Source organism: Alteromonas sp. AWJ4_197 (genome assembly GCF_056160285.1).
Genome location: NZ_JBSWWW010000005.1, coordinates 361,376 through 386,036, shown reverse-complemented (window position 1 = coordinate 386,036; position 24,661 = coordinate 361,376). Strand labels below are relative to the sequence as shown.

General features: G+C 47.6%; 17 protein-coding genes. 5 read left to right on the top strand and 12 right to left on the bottom strand.

Translation table 11 applies throughout. The annotated features are described in order from the left end of the window. The 7 genes from ACXAGC_RS13380 to ffh all read right to left on the bottom strand — a co-directional run bounded on the left by ACXAGC_RS13380 (position 1) and on the right by ffh (position 9,310). Positions 1-408, bottom strand: a complete 408-nt coding sequence (locus tag ACXAGC_RS13380; protein ID WP_119503352.1) for a tellurite resistance TerB family protein — start codon at positions 406-408, stop codon at positions 1-3. A gap of 248 nt (positions 409-656) precedes the next feature. After that, the gene (locus ACXAGC_RS13375; protein ID WP_119500779.1) at positions 657-1,877 is read right to left on the bottom strand and encodes a phosphoenolpyruvate carboxylase; all 1,221 of its coding nucleotides are present in this window, start codon (positions 1,875-1,877) and stop codon (positions 657-659) included. Then, a complete protein-coding gene (locus ACXAGC_RS13370) occupies positions 1,874-2,509 on the bottom strand; it encodes a condensin complex protein MksE (RefSeq protein ID WP_119500778.1) in 636 nt (211 codons plus the stop codon). Before ACXAGC_RS13370 ends, ACXAGC_RS13375 begins: the two co-directional genes overlap by 4 nt. Beyond that, complete coding sequence (locus ACXAGC_RS13365) at positions 2,506-6,186, bottom strand: ATP-binding protein (protein WP_474844779.1); 3,681 nt, start codon at positions 6,184-6,186, stop codon at positions 2,506-2,508. Before ACXAGC_RS13365 ends, ACXAGC_RS13370 begins: the two co-directional genes overlap by 4 nt. Positions 6,187-6,500: 314 nt before the next feature. Continuing rightward, positions 6,501-7,166, bottom strand: coding sequence for a permease prefix domain 2-containing transporter (locus ACXAGC_RS13360; RefSeq protein WP_474844778.1), 666 nt, complete (start codon positions 7,164-7,166; stop codon positions 6,501-6,503). After that, positions 7,160-7,498: a PadR family transcriptional regulator gene (locus tag ACXAGC_RS13355; protein ID WP_474844777.1), complete on the bottom strand. Its 339-nt coding sequence runs from the start codon at positions 7,496-7,498 to the stop codon at positions 7,160-7,162. The genes ACXAGC_RS13360 and ACXAGC_RS13355 overlap by 7 nt, the downstream gene beginning before the upstream one ends. A gap of 417 nt (positions 7,499-7,915) precedes the next feature. Further along, entirely contained in the window at positions 7,916-9,310 is a 1,395-nt protein-coding gene (ffh, locus tag ACXAGC_RS13350; protein WP_474844776.1) for a signal recognition particle protein, read from the bottom strand. A 218-nt stretch (positions 9,311-9,528) separates the two neighbouring features. Here ffh and ACXAGC_RS13345 point away from each other — a divergent pair, with 218 nt between their 5' ends. Together ACXAGC_RS13345 and ACXAGC_RS13340 are read left to right on the top strand one after the other, a co-directional pair. Further along, the gene (locus ACXAGC_RS13345; RefSeq protein ID WP_474844775.1) at positions 9,529-10,320 is read left to right on the top strand and encodes a cytochrome C assembly family protein; all 792 of its coding nucleotides are present in this window, start codon (positions 9,529-9,531) and stop codon (positions 10,318-10,320) included. A gap of 137 nt (positions 10,321-10,457) precedes the next feature. Next, positions 10,458-11,753, top strand: coding sequence for an HlyC/CorC family transporter (locus tag ACXAGC_RS13340; protein ID WP_474844774.1), 1,296 nt, complete (start codon positions 10,458-10,460; stop codon positions 11,751-11,753). Position 11,754: 1 nt separating this feature from the next. Here the strand turns inward: ACXAGC_RS13340 and ACXAGC_RS13335 are convergent, their stop codons facing one another. Together ACXAGC_RS13335 and sixA are read right to left on the bottom strand one after the other, a co-directional pair. Then, positions 11,755-11,943, bottom strand: a complete 189-nt coding sequence (locus ACXAGC_RS13335) for a hypothetical protein (protein WP_119500773.1) — start codon at positions 11,941-11,943, stop codon at positions 11,755-11,757. 121 nt (positions 11,944-12,064) lie between these two features. After that, positions 12,065-12,577 (bottom strand): phosphohistidine phosphatase SixA, encoded by a 513-nt coding sequence (gene sixA, locus ACXAGC_RS13330; RefSeq protein WP_474844773.1) that lies wholly within the window; start codon positions 12,575-12,577, stop codon positions 12,065-12,067. 176 nt (positions 12,578-12,753) lie between these two features. On the opposite strand from sixA, the gene ACXAGC_RS13325 reads away from it, so the two are divergent. From ACXAGC_RS13325 to ACXAGC_RS13315, 3 genes are all read left to right on the top strand, one after another. Then, the gene (locus ACXAGC_RS13325; RefSeq protein ID WP_474844772.1) at positions 12,754-15,504 is read left to right on the top strand and encodes an insulinase family protein; all 2,751 of its coding nucleotides are present in this window, start codon (positions 12,754-12,756) and stop codon (positions 15,502-15,504) included. 182 nt (positions 15,505-15,686) lie between these two features. Continuing rightward, positions 15,687-20,198, top strand: a complete 4,512-nt coding sequence (locus ACXAGC_RS13320; RefSeq protein ID WP_474844771.1) for an EAL domain-containing protein — start codon at positions 15,687-15,689, stop codon at positions 20,196-20,198. A gap of 232 nt (positions 20,199-20,430) precedes the next feature. Next, positions 20,431-20,586 (top strand): hypothetical protein, encoded by a 156-nt coding sequence (locus ACXAGC_RS13315; protein WP_474844770.1) that lies wholly within the window; start codon positions 20,431-20,433, stop codon positions 20,584-20,586. 88 nt (positions 20,587-20,674) lie between these two features. On the opposite strand, the gene ACXAGC_RS13310 is transcribed toward ACXAGC_RS13315, so the two are convergent. From ACXAGC_RS13310 to fadI, 3 genes are all read right to left on the bottom strand, one after another. Further along, positions 20,675-20,878, bottom strand: coding sequence for a hypothetical protein (locus tag ACXAGC_RS13310; RefSeq protein WP_303575013.1), 204 nt, complete (start codon positions 20,876-20,878; stop codon positions 20,675-20,677). Between the two features lie 155 nt (positions 20,879-21,033). Continuing rightward, positions 21,034-23,193 (bottom strand): fatty acid oxidation complex subunit alpha FadJ, encoded by a 2,160-nt coding sequence (fadJ, locus tag ACXAGC_RS13305; protein ID WP_474844769.1) that lies wholly within the window; start codon positions 23,191-23,193, stop codon positions 21,034-21,036. Continuing rightward, positions 23,193-24,503 (bottom strand): acetyl-CoA C-acyltransferase FadI, encoded by a 1,311-nt coding sequence (gene fadI / locus ACXAGC_RS13300; RefSeq protein ID WP_474844768.1) that lies wholly within the window; start codon positions 24,501-24,503, stop codon positions 23,193-23,195. The genes fadJ and fadI overlap by 1 nt, the downstream gene beginning before the upstream one ends. Positions 24,504-24,661: the final 158 nt, after the last annotated feature.

The following is a 24,661-nucleotide window of genomic DNA, read 5'->3' as shown; positions in this document are numbered from 1 at the left end:
CTAGTTCAATTCCGAGGGTGATACCGGTTTTGCACGGTTTACCAGCGCTTTCGCAAGCACCTTGTGCGTCAGCAGTGACAGAAGCTCTGTTTCTTCATCACTACGTTCGCCGTCAATGCCGGTGATGGCCATGGCCACTTCCAGCGCCTTATCAGCATCAAAGAGTAAGTCAGTTTGCAACGTACGCAGATAACGTTGCTCTTCGCCTGCATCCAGTACCTGCCGTGTCTGGTAGATAGCGTCGGTAAAAAATGCCTCGCGGCAAATGGGGCTTTGCCAGTCTAAATGGTTTATAACATCTTCCAGATAATCCTGTTCTGAAAGTGTGACCTTACCGTCAACCTGGTATAACAAAACCGATAAACGGATCAGAGCTTGATTAAAAGCCTGCTCATGGGACAACTGCATGATAATCTCCATTCGTGTGCCATATGCCTTAACAGTCTGATAACAACGACGGTTAGCCGGTATTATCAAATTCGCGCGCCACTTTAGTTCCTCTATGTGACACGCCTATTACGCATAGCTGCTACAGAAAGTTCATTATGTTACACAAATGTTAATTATATGGAAATTTAAAAAATTTTCACCCTTTGTTCAGACTAAATTGTTCTAAACCGGGGTGAATGACACAGAGTTGACGATTTACGCCGGGACTATCTGAGCCCCAGCGTAACGTCGTTTATGTAGAAATTGCCGGTGTAAACAGCGTCCGGCTGGCCGGAAGCATCCAGCGCGAAGAATTGTTTATCGTTTTCATCCAGCGACTGATAACCGCCGATAACCTGATAAATCCATACCTCTTTATCGAACTCAAGTTCCCGTTCTTCAAAGTACTCAAGGGCAGATTTAGGCTGACCGGAGTCAATAACATCACAGAAGTAATCATCCACAGCAACATGGATAGGATCCTTCTCCAGTGACACACTGGACTGCGCCGTGACTTCAATTTCCTGTGCGGCCTTGTGGGCATTTTCATCCGGCTTACGGCGATGAATGTCAGTCAGGGTGCTGACAATCATCTGATAGTCACCTTCGTGAGCTACCTGGTTCACGTCGGCTGCCGCCGCTTCAAGTACACTCTCTGCCTGATTGAACAACACGGGCACCTGACTTAATGCCGGATAATTCCCCGGCGTAAAATCCGGTTGTTGCTCCATGTGCAGTAAAAAGCCCTTAAGCAGACGGGTACGTCCCTGAAACTCACGGAAGCGCCCCAGCAGGTCGAGTAAGCGGGCCTGCACCACAGACAGTTCCTGCGCAGCTTTAGAGAAACTCTGCTGTAACGCAACAACAAGCAAATGCCGCAACTCACGGTTACTGCCGGCGAGCTCACTGAGTTCATCGAAATGGAAACTCTCCAGTTGCTGCAGTAAATCACTCACCTGTCCCTGCGCCAGTTCGTTCTCACGAATTTTTGCTTCTACCGAAGAGACATAGCCAAACTCATTGTTAATGCGACTGAACAGCACCCTTACGCTGTTGGTCAGTGACTCTGTTAACTGATACACATGCTCAGTTAAATCGGTCATATGAGCATGGGCTTCGTTAAAACGGTTGTAGTGCAGCGACTCTTTGTAGTGCTCAGCTAACGTGCGCAAGCTTGCCAGCGACGCAGTGATGTTAGTGTTGATGGTACGGTTTCTTTCATCCTGCAAACTGCCTTCCAGCAATGCACGAACCGCGTTTTTCAAGCGCAGCGGACTTTGAGGATCGGGACGCCACAACACACCTAGCTGAACCAGTTGTTCCAGCACTTTGCGGCTAAAATCCGCCTCTTTTACCGACCCGTTGACGTAAGCATGCATGATGAGGTCGCTGTGGCGGCCCAGCGCATTGAGCAACCGCGTGCCGGCCTGAACCAACACCTGACTCATATCAGGCTCCCCTGCTGCACGGCAGCCTCAGCTTGCTCAGACAACGACAGACTTTCGGTTTCGTCGATAAATTTAATCATCTCAAAAAGATGCTCAACTTTACCGGTGACCAGATAAATCTGCTTTTCGGTATTCGGTTTAATCAGGTATCCCATATCGGTCAGACGCTTAAACACCTGCTTAAGCTGACCGTCCAGATTCATACTGGTAGAGTTAAACACCCGGTAACGTGAGATTTTTTCAAGCTGTTCTGCATAAGCCGGCGTATCTTCTATGACGCTTTGCAGTTCATTTAAACGCAGTGCGTTACCCATCGTGACGGGCATATCTGACTCACTGGCTTGCTGTACCAGTAACAACCATTCTACCAGCGGCACCAGACTGGATGCAGTTTCCTGAAACTGCTGGGTCAGCACTTTGCGCTCATCGTCACCCAGCGTTAAATAAGCAGCAAAAAACACGTCGCCTTCACCGGTTGACGCCAGAGTGCGGTTGAGCACATTCAGATGAGGCTCAAGCTTCTGTGCATTGTCGCGGCTTTTCAGGTAGCGCCAGCCTTCTTCATCACTCACCTGACAAATAAACTGCCCTTTCAGCAATAAACTTAAAATACGACCCTGTTCTGACATCATGCTGACTCCTCCTGTTCGCGGCGGGCTTTAATGCGTTCTGCAATAGCGCTGACTTTTGGCTCAACCACCTGTAACTGTCTGCTGACTTTATCGATAAGGTAGCGATTCTCAAACAGCGTTAATACATCAGACTCAGGATTCGGGAAGGCCCCTACCACGCTAATATTATTGTTCTGACAGGCATCGAAGATCTTCTTCACGTTGCTCTGGTGAAGTGTGCCTAATTCATCGATAGGCCAGTGAATAGTGGTATCGGCTTCACCACGAAGCAGACGGGTAAAGGCAAGCAGGAACTTACACAAAATAAGGTAAGCCATACCGTGACTGGAAGACTCGTTCAGCTGTCTGTCGGTACGGATCACAAGATCGCTGTTGCCTTCACGTAAATGCAGTTCGATATCCAGCAGTTTACTGATGCCGCCGGTCAGCGCGGCACGGCCGAGAATATCCAGCACACGGCGCATACTCTGCCCGTATTCTTCATCCGGCAATTCATTTGCGCCCAGCCCCATCCACTCGTCGTAGAGAGCCCGGAACTGTTCCAGTTCAGGCCAGAATTCCAGTTCACTGATCCGTGAGCGGATTTTTACCGCGGAGTCAGACACGCCATCAAGGAACAATTCACCGTCAACCTCTTTGGTAATGCGGCGGCTCTGACTGACGATGCGTTTATCGATATCTGCCAGTACGTAATAGTACTGACTCAGATCCGCACCAAAGATACGTCCCTGCTCTTTCAGGCCCTGTAATTTCTGCGGCACAATAACATTCAGCAGCTGCGCCAGATGGCCGACCATGCGGCGGTGGTCAACGCTCTTCACGCCCTGGGCGTTCATCACGGCACATTCTTCACGGGCCCGTTCCCAGGTATCTGACAAACCGGTTCCCGCCTGCGCGGCGATAAGCTGATCAAAGCGTTCAACATAAGCTTTCACATCAGACATTAAGCCTTCACGCTCCTGCAGGGCACTCTGCACCTGAGATAAGCGTTGATTAACGGATAACTCATCATGGCGTACAGCCTCTTCGGCCTGTACCGCCGGCAGAGCAATTTTTGCCAGCGATTTAGCAAAGTTAACCACCTGCTCATATTGGTCGGATGAGGTTTTCAGTGCCGTTTCTAACTGACCATGCTGATCTTTAAGCTGCTCCCGCGTTTCCCGGTACACGGTTTGTTTTGCAGCCAGCTCGCGCTCAGATTCGGCCAGTGACTTACGGGCTTTCGCCAGGCTGTTTTGCCAGGCAACTTTGTGGCCGGTGAACACCGTCTGATACCAGCGTTCGTAGTCAGCAACTTTATGACGATGGGTTTCTGTGCGGTAGATATCTTCTTTAAGCACTTTAATGCGCTTTTTCATCTCACCGATTTCATCCACGTCCACGCCGCGGTTATTCAGCTCATTTTCCAGCCACTGCTCAGTGTCACGACGGTCTTTTGCCGCATTATCTCTGGCTTTACGCATATCTGAATCAAGCTGACTGATACGGGCATCAGTGTCAGCAATAAGCTGCTGCCAGTGGAAGCTGTGCTCCGTTTCGGCTTCCCGTTGCTGATCTTTAATCTCATCGCGGTCAAGTTCAAACTGTGCCACCAGCTGTTTTCTGGCCTGAACGTTATCATCCAGTTTGCTGCGTGCTTTTTGTTTGCGGGCCGACAACGCCTGCTGATATTCACTCAGTACTGCATCACGGTCCTGCTGGGCACGCTTACGGGTGGCTTCTGCACTGCGTACAGCGTTATCTTTCTGGGTCATCGCCAGCTCAGCGTTACGCACGTCTTCGTTGGCTTTCGACAATACCGCTTCACACTCGTTTTGAGCCGCTAACGCCAGCGCCAGAGATTCTTCTGCAGCACTTAAACGGGCTTTAAGCTCCTGTTCAGTATGGGCATATTCCGGCGTATCCAGTGCTTCCAGTGCCAGCTTGATACCAAACAGGCTTTCACCTTCAGCCAGTTGAGGAACGAGATCTTTGCGCTCCAGCAATTCGGGACGCAAGACCTTACCCAGCGTATGTTCCCAGTTATCCAGGTTGCCACGCAGAAACTCCAGCAGGGAGCCTTCTCCGGGGTACAGGAGCTGATTGATACCGTCGACATGCTTTTCCTGTGCCCGATGCTGGTTGCGGGCTTTATCCAGTGCCGATGAGGCTGACTGACGATGCAGTACCGCCTGACTGTGGGCCTGCTGTGCCTGACGATACTCGCTGCGCGCAGCATCTTCATTGATGCTGGCTTCTTTGATTGCGGCATCCAGTAAATCAAGCTGAGACTGCTCAAACTCGTTATAACCGGCGTTATTCAGTCCGGCTTTCAGTTCGGCTTCTCCAACTTTCAGGTCGCTGAGGGCGTTTTGATGTGCGTGATTTAACGATTGAATTTGCTGTGCATAATCGTCGCGGATGTTTTGCAATGCATCACGCTCTTTCTGCTGCAGGTCACTGCGCTTATCAGCCGCTTCCTGACGGCTGGCTGAAAGCTGCTCCAGGTTCATACTGAGCTTTTCACCCAGTTCAGCGATACGGCGGTTAAACGTGGACTCAATATCCTGATGTTTTTCGGTCAATAAGGTATACCGGCCGGATACCAGTTCCAGCTCGTTCTGCCACTGACCAAGATTCGCCACATCTTCTTTTAACTGTTCAATATCCTGTTCCTGCCAGCTCTGGAATTCTTCTTCCACAGCATCCAGTTCCGAGGTGTATTTTTCTACATCCGCACGGGCAGATGACACCGTCTGATTGAGCGTGTCACGGGTCTCAGACCACTGGTTATCATTCTGCTTGCGCTGGAACTGATTCTCTTCCAGTTGATTCTTAGCCGTTTCGACAGCCGCCGATAAATGACTCTTATCCGCCTCAAACACCTGCTTTAAACCGCCAAGCTGCTTCTCTGTCGTTCCCAGTGCCATATCGGCCTGTTCAAGTTTGCCGAACTCGGGCCGGATACGATCAAACTGCTTAATGAGCTGACATTCGCGCAGCCAGTCATCCACACGGTTACGGCTTAAATTTGAGGTGGGCGGCTGCACACCGTCTTCTTCGAGAATAGCGGCAATCATGGCCTTGATGGTTTCCATCTTGCCTTCTTTAGAATGCACGGCTTTGGCCAGCTTCTCGATGTGACGTACATGCAAATTAGGCTGACACAAACTGAAAATACGGGCGTAACCCAACAATTCCCGTGAATTGCTGCTCTGGTTCAGTACACCGTGATCGTTTTGCAAAATGGCACGGAAGTCTTTTGTGGTCAGTAAACTGGTCACCAGCACGTTGTTGCGTTTCATCGCTCTGGCAAGCTCGGCGCTGCTGATACTCACCCGTTTACCGTTTTTTTGCGGCAACAGGTAATCGTCGATATCAAAAGGCTTACCGATAAAGCGGTAATTAACCCCCGTTCCGTTAGAACTCAATACCGCCTGACATAAATCCCCTTCAGCGCGGGTGAACTCATAAATAATAAAGCTGGAGGTGCGGGGTAAATACCAGCGCTCAAAACTATCACGGGTGGCCGGTACAACGCGGCTGGGATACTCGCCGTAAAAAACGGGTATCAGCCGCTGCAGCGTGGTTTTACCGGAAGCGTTGGTACCGCAGATATTGGTATGTCCATCCAGTTTGAGTTCAACGACACCCGGCAGGTGGGTATCAATAAGAATGATGCGTTTTAAACCGGCCATAATAATCCTGTCTTCGTACCGGCATGTCTTTTTTGTTATCGTCGTGACTGCCGGTATACGTCTTGCTGAAATTGTTATACCGCTGTCGGGAGGGGAAATATGTCAGGCGTTGCAAACCAGCATTCCGGCCTGCAAGAGTCTGGCCCGAGTCTTTTCTTCAAGTCATCCCTGTCGCCAGCGATATCCATCGTTTAAGCGGGGTAGCAGTGTATTATGAATTGGCAAAATTGCCCAGTGTGGATGTGATTTTGTCGGTATTCCGGTGCACTGTTTGAGTGAATATCAAACAGTGCACCACAAACGATCGTCAGGCCTTAAAGATCTTCACCTGACAGCGTTTCCTGCAGGAAGGTGATACGCTGGATAGCCACATAGCAAAGTGTTTTCACAATAAGTGCATAGAACACTGTCAGCATGGACACGGCGAACGCCGGACCGAAGACACTAAGATCTTCCATAAATGCGCCCATGGAAATCCACCCCAGCACAGTCATCAGTATACCCAGCCACATGATACTGTTACCTAGCAAGGTAAATACTCGTAGGCTAGAAATGGCCTGCGTATTGGTTTCCATGTCTCCCAACATCACCGTTTTAATGGCCAGTTTGCAAGTTTTCCATGATGTTGCGCCTATTGTAAACAGTGCCGCGGGTAGCAATGTGAGTAGCATTGACGGTACATCAATGAACATGCTGATTTCTCCCCCCAACGCCATAGCGAAAAGGGTTAACGCTAAAAATAAACCGACGCTGATAATAAACATAATTACTACCTTTTGTGTGTCATTAATAAAGTGAATGGAGGTTAATAAACTTTGTCGCCAATACCAGAATGCGTTTGCCAGTACATTATGCTGTGCTTGCCTGGCATAAAACGTTTCATCCAGATCGCCCAGCATCGGCTCCTGCAGGTGTTGGGGTACTATTCTTGCTAACAGACTTTGGGCCAGTCGTGGTGGCTTCTGCAATATACTCAGCATTGTGCGGCCTTATCGCTTAGTGCGATGTTTTGCCACATAGTCTGCAACGCCTGACGAGAGCGTTTCACTGCCGCCTGCCCTTCAGCGGTCACCTGAAAGTATTTTTTTGCCCGTCCGCCCCGTTCTGCTGTCGCTTCTCCCATTGCACTGGTGAGCAGCCCTTTATCTTCCATTCTGGTCAACGTGGTATACAGTGCGCCGATGCTCACATCCCGCTGAATGCTGTCGTGTAGCAATTGACGAATGGTGGTGCCATAGGCTTGATCACCAAGTTTCAAAATTGCCAGCAACACATACTGCTCAAATTCGCCGAGGTATTTTTCCTTACTCATAGCGCCTCCTGTGTTTGGTTTGATCTACAATGTATAACAAATAGTTTTCACGTCAATATCCTATACATTGTAGAAGTTATATCAGGCTATACAACACAATAGTCTGGCATACCCGACACGCCCTCAACGCCATTACATTCTGACGACCCAAATTACAATTAATAACATAATTGGCTGTGACGCTGATGAATACTTAACGTATTTCTTGTGCGAGGATAAAGACATAGATAACAAACTATTGGCTCTGCTGATTGGAGCAAGTGTGGCCCTCACGGGATGTAATGGCGAATCAGACTCTGACATTAGACAATGTCGGTGTGGGCGCAGATTTGTGTCATGTTATAACACGGGAAATGACCATCGGCCCAATAAAAAAAGAGACGGCATGCCGTCTCTTTTTCGTTTTATCTCTGTGGCTTACCGTGGCGGGAACATTCCGCCGCCACCGCCCATGCCACCCATTCCGCCGGGAGGCATCATGCCCTTCATCTGGCGCATCATTTTCTTCATGCCGCCGCCGGACATTTTCTTCATCATCTTCTGCATTTGGGTGAATTGCTTCAGCAGACGGTTAACATCCTGAATTTGCGTACCGGAACCGGCAGCAATACGACGTTTGCGGGAGCCTTTGATCATGTCAGGACGCTCGCGTTCAGCCGGCGTCATGGAATTGATAATGGCTTCCATCTGATTGAACTGCTTTTCATTGGCCTGATCTTTAATTTTGTCAGCCATGCCGCCCATACCCGGCAACTTGTCCATCAGCCCCATCATGCCGCCCATATTGCGCATCTGTTCAAGCTGCTCTTTAAAGTCCTGAAGGTCAAAACCTTTGCCTTTCTGAACTTTCTTCGCTAGTTTCTGCGCTTTGTCTTTATCAACTTTACGCTCAACTTCTTCAATCAGGCTGAGTACATCACCCATCCCCAGAATGCGCGAGGCAATACGCTCAGGATGGAACGGCTCAAGGGCATCAACCTTTTCACCCATACCAATGAACTTGATGGGTTTGCCGGTGATTTTACGCACCGACAACGCGGCACCACCACGGGCATCACCGTCGGCTTTAGTCAGGATCACACCGGTAAGTGGTAATGCATCATTGAAGGCTTTCGCTGTATTTGCCGCATCCTGACCGGTCATGGCATCTACCACGAACAAGGTTTCAACAGGTTTAACCGCAGCGTGAAGCGCTTTGATTTCATCCATCATGTCTGCATCAACGTGCAAACGACCGGCTGTATCCACTAAAAGTACATCGTAAAATTGTTTTTTCGCCGCATCGATGGCGCCGTTAACAATATCAATGGGCTTTTGTTCAATAGAGGAAGGATGGAAACCCACACCCACATCTGTAGCCAGTGTTTCCAGCTGCTTGATTGCCGCAGGACGATAAATATCCGCACTGACCACCAGCACTTTTTTCTTTTCGCGCTCAGTCAGATACTTAGCCAGTTTACCCACACTGGTGGTTTTACCGGCACCCTGCAAACCTGCCATCAAAACGACCGCCGGTGGCTGAGCAGAGAGGTTCAGCTTTTCATTGGCCTCCCCCATGACAGACTCAAGTTCAGACTGTACAATTTTTATGAAGACCTGACCGGGCTTCAGGGCTTTGGTCACCTCAGTGCCTACAGCACGGGCCTTGACCTGGGCGACAAACTCTTTGACTACCGGTAAGGCAACGTCCGCCTCAAGCAGTGCCATCCGCACTTCCCTGAGCGTGTCTTTAATGTTGTCTTCGGTCAGTCTGCCACGGCCACTAACGTTGCGTAACGTCTGACCAAGGCGTTCAGATAAATTCTCAAACATAAGGCAGCTTCTTCAAATCGGTTAACTCATTATTCCCGCCATTATAGCGAAAAAGGCGTTCACAACGAACCTTGATATGTGTTTCTCTGTTTATATTGTCTTAATCTGTGTAAAAACAATGGTTCTGGTTGAATTTCCTTTGCACTTGCAGTATCAATACAGCCAGTAAAACGGGTGCAGGAAAAAGTCACACAGCACCCCTTCGTACAGGAATTGGGATGACCACCGTATTTGCCGTAGCCGGCATAATTTTTTATCTTGCTGCCGCTTTTCTTTTGATGGGCAAGATTGTCAATCAGCAAACACCAAACAAGAAACTGGCAATGATCCTGTCTCTGGCAGGTGCGGCTGCCCATATATGCTACCTGTCACAGGCCATTGTTATTGCCCCTGGCCAGAACATGAGTATTACCAATGTATTGTCACTGGTATCCTGGCTCATCACTGTATCTATGCTTATTAGCGCATCGGTCATGCCTAATATCATTCTGCTGCCCGTGGTGTTTGGATTTTCTGCGATGACAATTGCGGCCGCTCAGGTACTGCCGGTCAGTCATATCATGCACATAGAAATGCAGCCTGGTCTGGTTATCCACATTACCCTTTCGTTATTTGCCTACGGCACGCTGGTGATCGCTTTTCTTTACGCGCTACAAATGTCGTTTATTACGTTTAAGCTGAAACAGAAAGGCGCATCTCTGCTGAATTCGCCGCTACCTCCGTTAATGCTGGTAGAGGGCATGTTGTTTAAGCTACTGCTTGTCGGCACATTCCTGCTGATTTTATCGCTGGTAAGCGGGTTCGTCTTCCTCGACAATATGTTCAGTACCATGTATGCCCATAAAACTGTCCTGTCGATAATTGCCCTGGCAGTTTATATTGTCCTGCTTACCGGTCAGCATATTTGGGGCTGGCGCGGCAAACAGGTTATCGTACTCACCGTTATTGGTTTGATGCTGCTCACACTCGCTTATTTTGGAAGCCGCTTTGTCAGAGAAATACTGCTTTAAAGGCTTCTTAATGTCTTAAAATGCAGATAAAATGCCCGAAAAGGCCAGTTATAATAAAGATTCATTAACTTACACTTGAAACCCGCTGTCTGAATAACTAAATTGGATAGTCCACACAGGTAAAGGAACCCGGATTTTTGGACGACATATCAACGAGTACGCTATTTATTGCACTTGGCGTGCTGATTTTTTTATCTGCCTATTTCTCCAGCTCTGAAACAGGCATGATGTCGATAAACCGTTATCGGCTCAAACACTTGCAAAACGAAGGTAACCGTGCAGCTTTACGGGTGCAAAAGTTACTTGAACGTCCTGACCGTCTCATCGGCCTGATCCTGATTGGTAACAACCTGGTTAATATTGCGGCGTCTTCTATCGCAACAATTATCTGCACCCGCCTGTTTGGCGATTACTGGGGATTTTTTGCAACCACATTTGGCCTTACTCTGGTCCTGCTGATATTTGCTGAGGTCACCCCGAAAACACTGGCGGCGTTGTACCCTGAAAAAGTCGCGTTCCCGAGCTCAGTCATACTGCTGCCTCTGCTATTTGTACTTTATCCGTTTGTTGCACTCATCAATTCCATCACTAACAGTATTTTGTTCCTGCTGCGTATTAACCCGACAAATGGTAACGATGACTCCCTAAGCAGGGAGGAATTACGGACGGTGGTATACGAGGCCGGCACGATGATACCGAAAAAGCACCAGGATATGCTGGTGGGTATTCTTGATTTAGAGAATGTCACCGCCGAAGATATCATGGTTCCCAGAGCAGACATTGTCGCTATCGATATCAACGATGACTGGAAGAAAATCCAGAAGCAACTTACCCATGCCCAGCACACCCGTGTACTTCTGTATCGTGACAGCATTGATGATGCCGTGGGCTTCGTGCATTGTCGTGACGCCCTTCGTCTGTTATCAAAAGATCAATTCACTAAGTCGAGTTTGCTACGCGCAGTGCGTGAAATTTACTTCACACCGGAGTCCACTCCACTACATACTCTGATGTACAAATTCCAGGCAGAAAAAGAACGTATTGCTCTGGTGGTCGATGAATACGGCGATATTATGGGCCTGGTCACGCTGGAAGATATTCTTGAAGAGATCATCGGTGACTTCACCACGTCCATGGTGCCGGATCACAGTAAAGAAGCGAACATTCAACAGGATGGCAGTGTGCTGGTAGATGGCAGTGCTAACGTGCGTGATTTAAACAAGGAAATGGACTGGAAGTTGCCTGTTGACGGCCCGAAAACCCTTAACGGTCTTATTCTGGAGTACCTGGAAGAAATTCCGGAAAATCAGGTCAGTGTGCGTCTCGCCGGTTATCCTATGGAGATCGTGGATATAAAAGACAATATGGTGAAAACCGTGCGTATCCTACCCGAATACTTCACTGAGCCGCGGGATAACGCTTCAGATATTTAATTTACTCTGATTTCTCTTTGGCCTGCGCTCTGCGGGCCAGTACCTGCGCTTTCGCCGCAGCAACTTTACCCGACAACACATTCAGTTTGCCTAGGATATCTTTTAGCTCCTCATCATCTCTGAGATCGGCTTCCGCCATATGACTCTCCAGAGATCGACGGAGCAAATCCGGAATAGATTTGGTCGTCATTAGGAATACTGCCCTGCGCAGCTGGTTACACTCTCACTAACCTGTTTATCGGTTAATAAACCAACTTCTGAAGCATTTTTTTGATTTTATTGAGAAAGCCTTAAGAATCTTTGGCTTAGGGTTATCCCTGGAAATGTGCTAGCAGTTCGCCATGCTGTTTCTGCACATTATAGCGGACGACAGCAACTGAAGCGGTGGCAAACAGGCTGTTACTGGGTATGACACACACCTCATCAAGAAAATAGCTGACAAAGGGCATGTGGCTGACCAGCAGCATACGTTCAACAGGCTGACTTTTACTCTGTGTAGCGGTGAACAGGGTGTCTACATAGTCGTGTGCGAGCTTTGGATTGCCTTCCGGAATAATGTCTTCACACAACTCCGTTTTATTAGCACTGATATCCAGACTGACCATGTCAAATGTTTGACGAGCACGACGGTAAGGACTGATCAGAGCCAGATCTATTTGCCGGTCCTGGCAGTAGTTATCAATAAGCCAGTTAGCACTGACTGATGCCTGAGCCCTTCCATAATCGGTAAGTTGCCGGCTTTTGTCATCAACCCGTAATGATTCCGCCTCACCGTGGCGCATGATAAACAATAAAATGTCGGCGTTGGAATTTTGACGTGGCATAGTTTAATGAATATGATGAAAGACTACACTGTAACCATAGCAGACCGGAAAAGACTAGCCTAGTATAAATATGTAAGACTTTAGGTGATACGGACGTGTAATCAATTCAGGAAGCGCAAGCGCCGGAAAGTTACCTTTTAAGAAATGCAGTAAAAAACATAAATAAAGAGAGCATTTTGACAACACCACTGAATCTGGAAAAAGCCACTTTCCATACGCTTCCAAATGGCCTGCGGGTCATGATTTACCAGCATGAACTGACACCCTCCACCTATGTTTCCATGTCTGTCCGTGCCGGCCATTTTTATGATCCCGAACAGTGTGAAGGTTTATCTCACCTCCTCGAGCACATGATGTTTCTTGGCAGTCGCCACTTGCCTAAGCCCAACAGCATTAATGATATGGTGGACAGTGCAGGCGGCAGTATTAACGCCTGGACCGGCACTGAGTTTGCTAATTACCATTTTCATTGCAGAAGCGCGGAACTCAAACGCATTCTTCCCGCTTTTGCAGATATGCTCAGACTCCCTTTGTTAGATAAAGACACTCTGGATAAAGAAATCAACGCTATCGAGGCGGAATTTCAATTTAAACGTAAAGATGATTTGCGCCGTCTTTATCAAATCCATAAAGAAACTGCGAATCCGGCCCATCCCTTCAGTAAATTTTCTGTAGGCAATGCCAATATTTTCCGCTCTTTACCGGAAGATGAACTGCATAAAGCGTTACATGATTATCATTGTCAGTACTACACTGCCAGCAATATGTGCCTGGCCATTTTTACCAGTGAAGATCCGGAAGATGTGCTGGAACTGACACAGCAGAGCTTCAGTGCATTCCGTCAGGGTGAAGAAGCGCCAAAAGAATGGCCGCCACTTTATAACGAAGAACAACTTGCGGTAGATATTAATATCATTCCGTTGCAAACCGCGCGGCGGATGATTGTCACCTTTGCTCTGCCCGGACTCCACCTGGATTACCGCACCAAACCGCTTAACTATTTAAGTCACCTCATCGGCGATGAAGGTGAAGGCAGCTTACTGGCCTGTCTGAAGGCTAAAAACTGGGTCACCAATCTGATAGCAGGCAGCGGGATTGAAGGCGATGACTTTAAAGATTTCAATGTCAGCTTTCAGTTAACCGAAGAAGGTCTGAACAACAGAGACAGCATACTGGAAGCCTTATTCGCATTCGTCAGGCTCATTAAAAACAGCATTGATGAGAAGTGGCGGTATCAGGAAAAAGCGCATCTTGGCGCACTGGCTTATCAGTATGAAGAGAATCCCAAGCTGCAAAGTATTGTTTGTGAATATTCCCAGCATCTGTTCACCTTTGACAGCGAAGAAATTAAGCTCTTCAGAATCATTATCGACAGTTTTGACAAGCAGAAGCTGGAACACGCACTGTCCTTTTTTACCCCCCGTACAATGCGGGTAAAAATGATTGCGCCGGACCTTCCCACAGATTCGGTGTGCCGGCACTATAACGCCCGCTATCAGATGCGCCCTTTGCCTGAGGACTTATTGCACAAGCTGGCAGAGCCGGAAGCTTACGACGGTTTACAGTTACCTCCGCCCAATCCTTATCTGGGTGATGATTATCACCTTACTATTCCGGGCGATGATTATTTACTGCCAGGAGCACTGGTCAGAGAAGAACATTTCGCATTCTGGTTTGCGCAGGACAACCAGTTCCACAGCCCGAAAGGCGATATTTATATTTCTTTCGATGCACCTGCATTTACTGACAACCTGATTGCAGTAGCGGCAAAACGTATCTGGCTCGCAGCGCTGAATGACCATTTGCAGGCGAAATATTACCGCGCAGAAATTGCCGGCCTGCATTACCGGATTTACGGGCATCAGGCTGGTTTTACCCTCCATACTCGCGGATTTTCAAATCATCAGGTCAAGCTGGCTGGTCAGCTGCTGGAAACTATCCATCAATTTATGCCTGAAGCATCCCAATTTGAGCGTCTGAAAGCCATGCAGATTCAGACCCTTGAAAATGCCCTGATGAATAAGCCTACCAACCGGTTGTTTTCACGGCTCAGCGTGATTGTTCAGCGCAACACCCAGGCGCCGGTGGAACTGCTTAAGGCAGTCCGTGAATGTTCTTTCGAAAATATGACAGACATTTGCCGGCAGGCGCTGAATAAATATTTCGTCGAGAGCTTTATGCATGGCAACTGGCCGGCAGAAGAAGCCTCAACCTTTGCAGAGCATTTAAAAGGTGCCTGTCCCGGCGCCGGTTGTCAGCCATTGTCCCGCGCTGTGACCCAATTACCTGTTGGCGAAGCCCTCTATCACGAAGTCATATGTGAACACGATGACGCGGCAGTAGTGCTTTATTTACAGGCGCCGGGAAACAGCCTGAAAGACACTGCCATGTGTATGGTGCTGGAACAAATGCTCGCCGCCCCGTTTTTCAATGTACTCAGAACAGAAAAGCAACTCGGGTACGTGGTCGGCACCGGCTATGTGCCACATAATCAGCATCCGGGTATGGCTTTCTACATTCAAAGTCCGTCTCACGAACCGGAAGTTCTGCTTAAAGAAATGACCTCCTTTCTGTTTGAGCAACTTAATGAAATTGATTTTTACCGGTTCTACTGGTCAACGATTCAAAAGAATCTGCTAAAACAGATGGAAGAGCGTGATTTATCACTGTCGATGAAATCACAGAGGCTGTGGGTAAGCCTGGGCATTCAGGATCATGGTTTTGACAGGAACAGCAAGCTTGCCGACCTGATCTGCAGACTGTCTTTTACCGATATACAGGACTACGCCAACGCGCTGGCCAAACGAAGATTGTTCGGCGAACTGGTATTGTTTGCACCCGGTAAATTCAAAGGTATCGATGTACCTCAGGACAGATTGCTCAGCGACCTGTCATCGTTCAAAAAGCAAACACCTTATTTTGACTGATTTTTCACGATAAATAGGGTGTAAACTTTAAAGTGGACAAGAATTAACCTCCTCTGTCCCCTATCCGGAAAAAAACTTGTAGATATTGGCTGATTTCGGCATATTGAACCTTCGGTTTGAATGGATGCTGCCGATAATAAACGTAATTAAAACGATAAAATAATACGGCCAAAGGTGTATTGGTGCGCTCAACCTTAATCTGGATTTTTGTCAGCTGCATTCTGCTGCCGGGGTATCTACTCTGTGCGGAGAGTAAGGCTGTATCAATCACAGACATTTACTTCCAGAATATCTCGCAAAAAGATGGTATTTCAGACCATAGCATTCTGGATATTGTTGAAGACAAGAACGGAAGCTTGTGGATTGCCACACTCACCGGCCTGCACCGTTATACCGGTTATTCAGAAGGTGCTAAACAGTATCACCCTCTAACTTCAAATCCCCGCTCTCTGCCTTCGACATGGATAAACGATCTGTTTATCGATGATAAGGGCACCCTTTGGGTAGGCACAGACCAGGGCCTGGCGAAATACAATGCCCAGACTGACGACTTTACCGTCATCGCTTTTGAAGCCAATACGTCAAAATCTAAATACATCAGAAAAATAATAGCAGACGAAAACGGTCGCTTGCTTGTCAGTACCTATGACGAAATTTATCGCCTGCAACCCGATGGGAAGGTACTGATCCCGGCTTTTCGTGGCACAAAGTTACCCGACGATATGCTGGTTATTTATAATGAAGCACACCGTTTATGGATAGGAACAAAGAACCACGGTGCTTTCATTCTGAATAAAAACAGTGATCAGATATTCCCGCTTTCAAAAGTGAATCCCTATGGTTATTCAGTTGCTCAAAACCGTGTGCATGACATCCAGGTAATCGACGGGGAATACTGGCTGGCAACAGGAGACGGAATTACAAGGATTGCCAATAACGGCGAAATCTCTTATTTGGGCAGTTCAGAAGACAACCAGCCAATTAAATTATCTACCACGTCTGCACTGACACAGGTCGGAGATATCGTCTGGATAGGCACTTTCAAAGGTCTGGCTATCTACGACCTGAGAAAAAGACAATTTATCGCAGCAGGCCAGAAAAGCGCAGAACTTACCGGCTTAACACAGAAAATAATTTTTTCTATTCAGGCAGACAGTAATGGCAGCGTGTGGGTTGGCACCTATTCAGGCTTATTCAGATACCAGCCAAAACTTAGTGCTGTCCGCACGTTTGAAAACAGAAAAGAATTTCAGAAAGCTTCCATCTCGTCAACCATTTGGGCCATCGATGAAGATGCGAATGGTGATCTATGGTTTGTCACGCAAAATGAAGGATTAGGTAAGTTTGACCGGGATCTTGGAACAATCGACTACTTTATCGAAAATTCCAAGAGTAACCTTTGGGATTTGATTATTGATGACAATGGCTACTTTTGGATTGCAAGTACTAGCGGCCTGCTAATATATGAATATCAGAACGGAAAATTCAATTTACTTACAACACTTTTCAAGAACAAGGTGTTGGAAAGCCTGTATTTTGATGGCAAATATGTTTGGTTAAGTTTGAATAATGGTGAGTTGACTTCTATACCCAGTTCAATGCTAGGTGAGGCAGAAAGTATCAGCGAACTGGAAACCCTTTCTACAGATTACCAAATTGTACAAAGTGATACTGTTGTTTTTCCTATATTCACGGACAGTGAACAGAGGCTTTGGGTATCAACACCTGATAAAATACTGGTCTTCGACCCCGTTGCCGGTGAGGTTGTCAGAGTCATTGAAGACCCGACAAATAACAGCTTCAGGGCCATGAATGTTCACTATTGGCGAAATTTCTATTGGGTCACCACTTTTTATAACGGTGTTATTAAAATTAATGCCCATAGTCTCGAGATTGAAGACCGCCAACAAGTTTTGCAGGATGCAGGAGTGACCTTCTCTGCTCAGGGTCGTGACAGTTCAGTGTGGTACACCAACAGGTTGGGTATAACGCGTGTAGATCTTTTTACTCTTGAATCCAAAGATTATATTTCAAAGGAAGCATTGGGATATAATGAGTTCAGTGAGAGTGCTGCCCTACTTACCTCTGATGAAGCACTGGTTTTTGCCGGTTCGAAAGGATTCAATATACTAACTAAAACTTTTATTGAAAGAGATTTAGTTCAGACTTCTCAAACACGTCCACCACATCTTTTTGATCTTAAAATATTTGGCTCATCTTCAATTAGCGATTTTGATGATGAAACAAAATTGACTAATACCAGCATTTTAGAAAAGTCCGGGTATTCTCTGGATTACGAACAATCCCGTTTCAGTATTACTTTTGGTCTCATTAATCCGGTAACCGCTGAAGATGTGGTTTACCGTTATCGCATGCCAGGGAATGTAGATGACTGGTTCCCGGCTGATACCAGCAGACTGGCACAATTTAATAACGTGCATTTCGGCAATTATGTCTTTGAAGTGCAGGCCAAGGAAGGGGATAAAACCTGGTCAGACAGCACCAGCTTTAAAATATCTGTTGGCCGGCCTTTCTGGTTACATAGTGCAGCACTGGTGTTTTACGCCTTTATAGCACTCTCCGTACTCTTTTACATTCTGCGCCAGTACCAGTTACGTAAGCAGGGTCAGCGGGCTATACAAGAGTCGGAAGAACGGTTGAAACTTACCCTGTGGAGTTCCGGCGACGAACTCTGGGACTGGGACGTTTACCGTGGTCAGGTTTATCGTGCTAACACATGGGGCACGCTGGATTTCCCTCAGGACAACATCCGCACGTCCAGTGCTTATGATGCCAATATTCATCCCAATGACGTCATGCGTGTTCAGGAAGCCTTAAAGGCTCACCTGGAAGGTAAATCTGAATTTTATGAGCTGGCCTACCGGGCAAAAACGTTTTCTAACTCGTGGATTTGGGTACTCGACCGCGGCAAGGTTGTGCAGCGGGACCATAATCAGCAACCCATGCGGATGACGGGTACACTGAAAAACATTCATCATCTGAAAGAAGCTGAGGAACAGTTAAACCTGTTCAAACGATCTATTGAAAATATCTCCGAAGGGGTATTCATTACCGATACCAATTTCCGCTACATCTCGGTCAATAACGCCTATTGCGGTTATACCGGAGAAAGCCGTGATCAGGCACTGGCTTCGTACATGTACTTTAACCAGTATCCGGATGCCTTTACCGAAGAAATTAAGAAAACATTGCGCACTAAAGGTAACTGGTTTGGCGAAGTCGAATCAGCCCGGGTGAACGGTGAGCGCTACGAGATGGAACTGAATATCGATGCCGTACATGATGACGATGGCCGTATCAGTCATTTTGTGGGTGTATTCTCTGACATCACATCCCGTAAGAGCACAGAAAAAGAATTGCTGAAGCTGGCGAATACCGACCCGCTGACAGAACTCCCTAACCGCTCTTTCTTCCAGGCCAGCCATCAAAACCTGGTCCGTAAAGCAGCGTCTCATACCCTGCTCTGTCTGGACATGGACAACTTTAAGAAGATTAATGATTCCCTTGGCCACCAGACCGGCGACGTGCTGATTAAGCAAATCGCCAAGCGCTTACAGCGTATTACCGGCACTACGGCAACCTGTTACCGTCTTGGCGGTGATGAATTCAGTGTTCTGATGGAAGATCAGGCAGACATCCACACTATTACCCATTATGCACAGGACATTCTGGATAACCTGTCACGGCCTTTCATTATTAATAAGCAGGAATTTGTACTTGGTGCCAGTATCGGTATCGCCTTTTATCCTGATGACGGTAAAACACCTCAGGAAATGCTGAAAAACGCAGATACCGCTATGTACTTTGCGAAAAACAATGGTGGTAATACGTATAAGTTCTTCAGTGGTGAAATGAACCAGAACGCCGTGCGCCAGTTGCAGATAGAAAACCTGATCCGTCAGGGCATAAAAGACGATCTGTTCACGGTTTATTACCAGCCTAAAGTTGATATTGCCTCGGGTAAGCTGGTGAGTATGGAAGCCCTGGTGCGCTTTGAACACCCGCAAAAGGGTATTGTCAGTCCGGGTCAGTTCATTCCGCTGGCAGAACAAACAGGGCAAATTGTTGAAATTGGTGAACAGGTACTGCGTAAGGCCTGTGCAGATACCAAACGCTGGGTCAACACCGGCTTGTTCTCCGGCCGTGTAGCGGTGAATATTTCTGCCAAGCAGTTTGAGTTGCCAAACCTGGACGACCGGATTGAGCAAATCCTGAAGGAAGTAGGGTTATCCCCGCTCCATCTGGAGTGTGAAATTACCGAAGGCACGCTGATGGAGAATCCGGATCAGGGTCTGGAAATGATGAAGCGTCTGCGGGACCGGGGTATTCACCTGGCACTGGATGACTTCGGAACAGGCTACTCTTCTTTGGCGTATCTTAAGCGCTTCCCGCTGAATACGCTGAAAATCGATAAAGCGTTCATTGACGACATTGCAGAAAGCAGCACAGACCGGCATATGGCTGCCGCTATCATCAATATTGCCCATAATCTGGGGCTAAAAGTGGTCGCTGAAGGTGTGGAACAGGAAAAACAACTGACGATTTTACGTCGCTACGAATGTGAAATGTTACAGGGTTATTTGTATTCAAAACCACTGAATGCTGAACGATTTGAGAAATTACTTCAGGAAAATCAAAAGCTTTATAACCTCATCGGTCAGAATTCTTACTGAACTCCCCTGCGTCAAAAATAAGGCGTAGTACACATCTTAATTTATTGCAAATCTTTTTTTCTGGCACCATCAAAATTCAGTTTAAAAACAACACGTTTAAATTACTGAAAAATAAGAGTTTTAAAACTTTCATACTACTAAAGGTTTAGGTTGGCACGCATATAGCAATATCTCTGGTGCACCGGCGAGAACGGTGTTGTTTGTTCAAATAAAAAATCAGAGGATATTTATAATGTTAAAAGCAGCCGCTGTAGCACTAGCACTTTCCACAACTGCACCTGTCACTGTAGAAGAAGGCGCCAAGCCTGTTGAGAAACAACAGGAAGCCACGACTCAGTTCCAGAAGATGAAGCCTTGCACACACCTGAATGCTTGTGATTTAGACTAATTTTGGTCTTAACACAAAAAAGTCAGAACAGTCTGACTTTTTTTATGCCTGAAATTCGCCACGGAAGGCGATACATAGCCATTTAAGGCTAAGCGGCAAACACGGGTCCACGATACCCTGCAATTTCACGCCACAGTAAGTACCGCTTCATATTAAACAGCGGGAAAAGTGCCGGCCCCAGTAATAAACCACCTACTGCCCAGCGTTTCGCATTCATTCCGGCTTTCATTGCTGCAACGTAATATCCCGCAGCACAACACCCAAACACCATTAAAGCCAGAAAAACCATCATAGGAAAAATAACCTCTTGATTAACTACGCCAAAAAATTGACTACAAAATAACCAAACCGGTTGCAGTGTACTTATTTTGACCACGAAAGCCAGTTAAAACAGCGCTTAAAACAAAAAAGTCGGGCAAAGCCCGACTTTTTAACACTATTAAAACATTAGTAAAACGTTTTGTTTTCTTTTACCATTTCCTGTAAACATTCAGCCGGCGTGAATTTCGGATCAACACTGCCCGCAAGTTGCGTCAGCTTATTGACTACGGTATCCAGTCCCAATGTGTCCATGTAGCGGAAAGGCCCTCCGAGGAATGGCGGAAAGCCGATACCGAAGATTGCCCCGATATCGCCGTCGCGGGCACTGCGTATCACCCCTTCGTCCAGACAACGTGCAGCTTCATTCAGCATCATCAGTACACAGCGTTCCGCGATGGCCCTTTCGCTGAGTTTCTTCGACGGGCTCACACCAAGCACGGCGTAAATGGAATCATCCACTTCCTTACCGGGTTTCTTACCTTCGTACAAATAAAAGCCTTTACCATTCTTTTTCCCTTTACGGTCATCAGCCAGCACTTTGTCAAATGCCGCAGGCGCCTCGAAGCGGCTGCCAAACTGTTCAACCAAAAATGGGATAATCTTGGTCCCGACATCAATGCCGACTTCATCCAGTAACTTAACCGGCCCCACAGGAAAGCCAAATTTCACCAGTGACTTGTCGATATACTCCACCGGCTCACCAGCCAGCAGTAAACAGGCCGCTTCATTCATATAAGGAGCAAGAATACGGTTCACATAGAACCCTGCCCCGTCCTTCACCACTACCGGGGTTTTCCCCTGCTTGCGGGCAAACTCTACTGTGGTTGAAATAGTCTCGTCTGACGTTTTGTCATGAGCGATAACTTCCGCCAGCGGCATTTTGTCTACCGGAGAGAAGTAATGCAGGCCAATAACATTCTCCGGCCGTTGTGCCTTCGCAGCAATGTCAGTGATCGGAATGGAGGATGTATTTGAAGCGAAAATCGTTTCAGCTTTGCAGTTGGCTTCAACATCAGCCACCATCTGTTGCTTCAGAGCAAGATCTTCAAATACCGCTTCAATCACAATATCAGCGTCCTGAAAACCACGGTAGTCAAGACTTCCGGTGAGTAAGGAAAGCTGTTTTTGCATCTCACTTTTCAGCATGAAGCGCTTTTTCACTTTCTTGTTAAGAATGTCGTAGCTGTACTTCATCGCATTGGCGATACCTTCCTCACGAACATCTTTGATCCGTGCAGGGACACCGGCTTTGGTTGCCGTTACATAAGCAATACCACCGCCCATCAGGCCACCGCCGAGTACACCGGTTTTATGCACTTTGGCAGGCTTTACGCCTTCCACACCATGTTCTTTCTTCATCTCTGTGGTGGCAAAGAAAATTTGACGTAACTGGAATGACTCCGGTGTCATCACCAGCTTACCGAAGGCATCAGCTTCTGCATTAAGTCCGGCTTTCATACCGTCATTCAGACCGGTTTCAATGACATCAATGATCATCGCCGGTGCCGGATAGTTGCCTTTTGTTTTCGCAAAAGTTTGCTCTCTGGCTTTCTTAAACAAAAGATTACGGCCGAAACGATTTTGCTCCAGCGCTTTATTCACCAGGCCTTTTTGCGGGGCATCACGGTGTGGCTTTGCTTTAAGCGCAAATTGTTCAGCCACATCAAGCAGCACACTTTGCGGTACCATGTCATCAACAATCCCATACTTCTTCGCCTGCTTAGCACGGGCCGGCGCGCCGGTGAGCATCATTTTCATTGCCTGCTGTACACCAATCAGGCGCAGTAACCGCTGGGTTCCGCCACTGCCGGGCAGCAAGCCTAACTGAACTTCTGGCAAGCCCAACTGTGTCTTTGGTGAATCGGTACAAATACGATAATGGCAAGCCAGTGCCAGTTCTAGTCCACCACCCAGCGCAGGGCCATGAATAGCGGCAACAAAAGTAGCTTTCATATTCTCAATGCGATCAAACACAGCCTGACCACCGGCCGCCAGCGCTCTGGCATCAGCCTCGGTTTCACAGGCTGCAAGCATAGTGATGTCAGCCCCTGCAACGAAGGAAGAAGGCTTTCCGCTTGTCAGCACAACACCTTTAATACTGCTGTCGCTCTCGATTTCATCCAGTACCGCAGAAATTTCGTCTCCGAAAGCCGCTTTCAGCGTATTCATTGACTCGCCCGGGACATCCATCGTCAGAATGGCAACACCATTGTCCTGTCTTGTGAGGGTAAATGCTTTGGCAGATGAATCACTCATAACCACGTCCTGATTTTCCTGTTCGCTCATTATTCTGTCTCCACAATCATGGCTGCGCCTAAACCACCGGCAGCACATGCGGTCAACAATCCGCTTCCGCCGCCACGGCGCTGTAATTCATTCAGCATCTGGGTGATCATCCGGGTGCCGGTAGCAGCAAAGGGGTGACCATAGGCGATAGAGCTGCCCATCACGTTAAATTTGTCCATGTCGATTTCACCGGTAGCTTTATCACGACCCAGTTTTTCTTTTGCAAATTTGTCGCTGGCAAACATTTTCACATTGGCCAGTGTCTGGGCTGCAAATGCCTCGTGCATTTCAATCAAAGTGAGGTCGTTCAGCGTCATACCGGCTCTGTCCAGCGCCATTGGCGTGGCATAAGATGGTCCCATCAGCATGTCTTCCCACACATCAATAGCTGCGAAGGCATAGCTGCGGATGTAGCCTAACGGGGTATAACCCAGTGCTTTAGCTTTGCTTTCCGTCATCATCAATACTGCAGATGCACCATCAGTCAGCGGCGTTGCGTTAGCGGCCGTCACAGAGCCGTATTTCTTATCAAATACAGGGCGCAGTTTGGCGTAGCCTTCCACCTTTGAGTCAAAACGAACATTGTTATCTTTACCCAGCGCGCCTTTGAACGGCTCTGCATAGGCCGTCATTACCTCATTATCCAGCTTACCTTCATTCCAGCTTGCTGCCGCCAGAGAATGAGAGCGGTGTGCCAGTTCATCCTGAGACTGTCGTGAGATACCGTGAGTCTTGGCCATCTGCTCTGCTGTCTGCCCCATGGACAAGCCTGTGGAATATTCTGCAACTGCAGGCGGCACAGGCATTAAATCTTTTAATCCCAGCTTTCTAACAATCGCCCACTTCTGACCGACTGTCTTTGCCTTTTGCAGATCCACCAGTGCACGGGCAAGTTTTTTCGACACGCCAATTGGTGATACAGATGTTGAATCGGCACCACCGGCAATACCAACTTCTACGGTACCGGCCATCATGCTCTCGGCAATGTTAACCGTGCTTTGAAAGCTGGTAGCGCAGGCACGGGACACACTGTAAGCGTCGGTGTGCACATTCATGCCAGTACCCAGAACGATCTCGCGGGCAATGTTTGGCGCTTCCGGCATTTGCACAACTTGTCCGTACACCACCTGGTCCACCAGCTCTGGTGATACGCCATTACGGATGAGCAGTTCATTGACCACCATCTTGCCCAGATCAACGGCGGGCACACCGTGGAAATACGTTGCCATTTTCGCGAATGGCGTACGTAATCCTGCGACTATCGCGATTCTGTCACCGTTACGGGTTGTGACTGATTGTTTAGCTGTCATGTTGCACCTGAATTAAATGACCCTAAGTGGTCAGACCTGTAAAGAGTTAGATTTTTACAAACAATGAACAAAATAGCAAATTTCCCCTGCAGGCAGTTCATCCTGAAAAATTGCCAGCTTATCCAAGAGCCTGAAACTAATGTAGTTTAAGAACATCA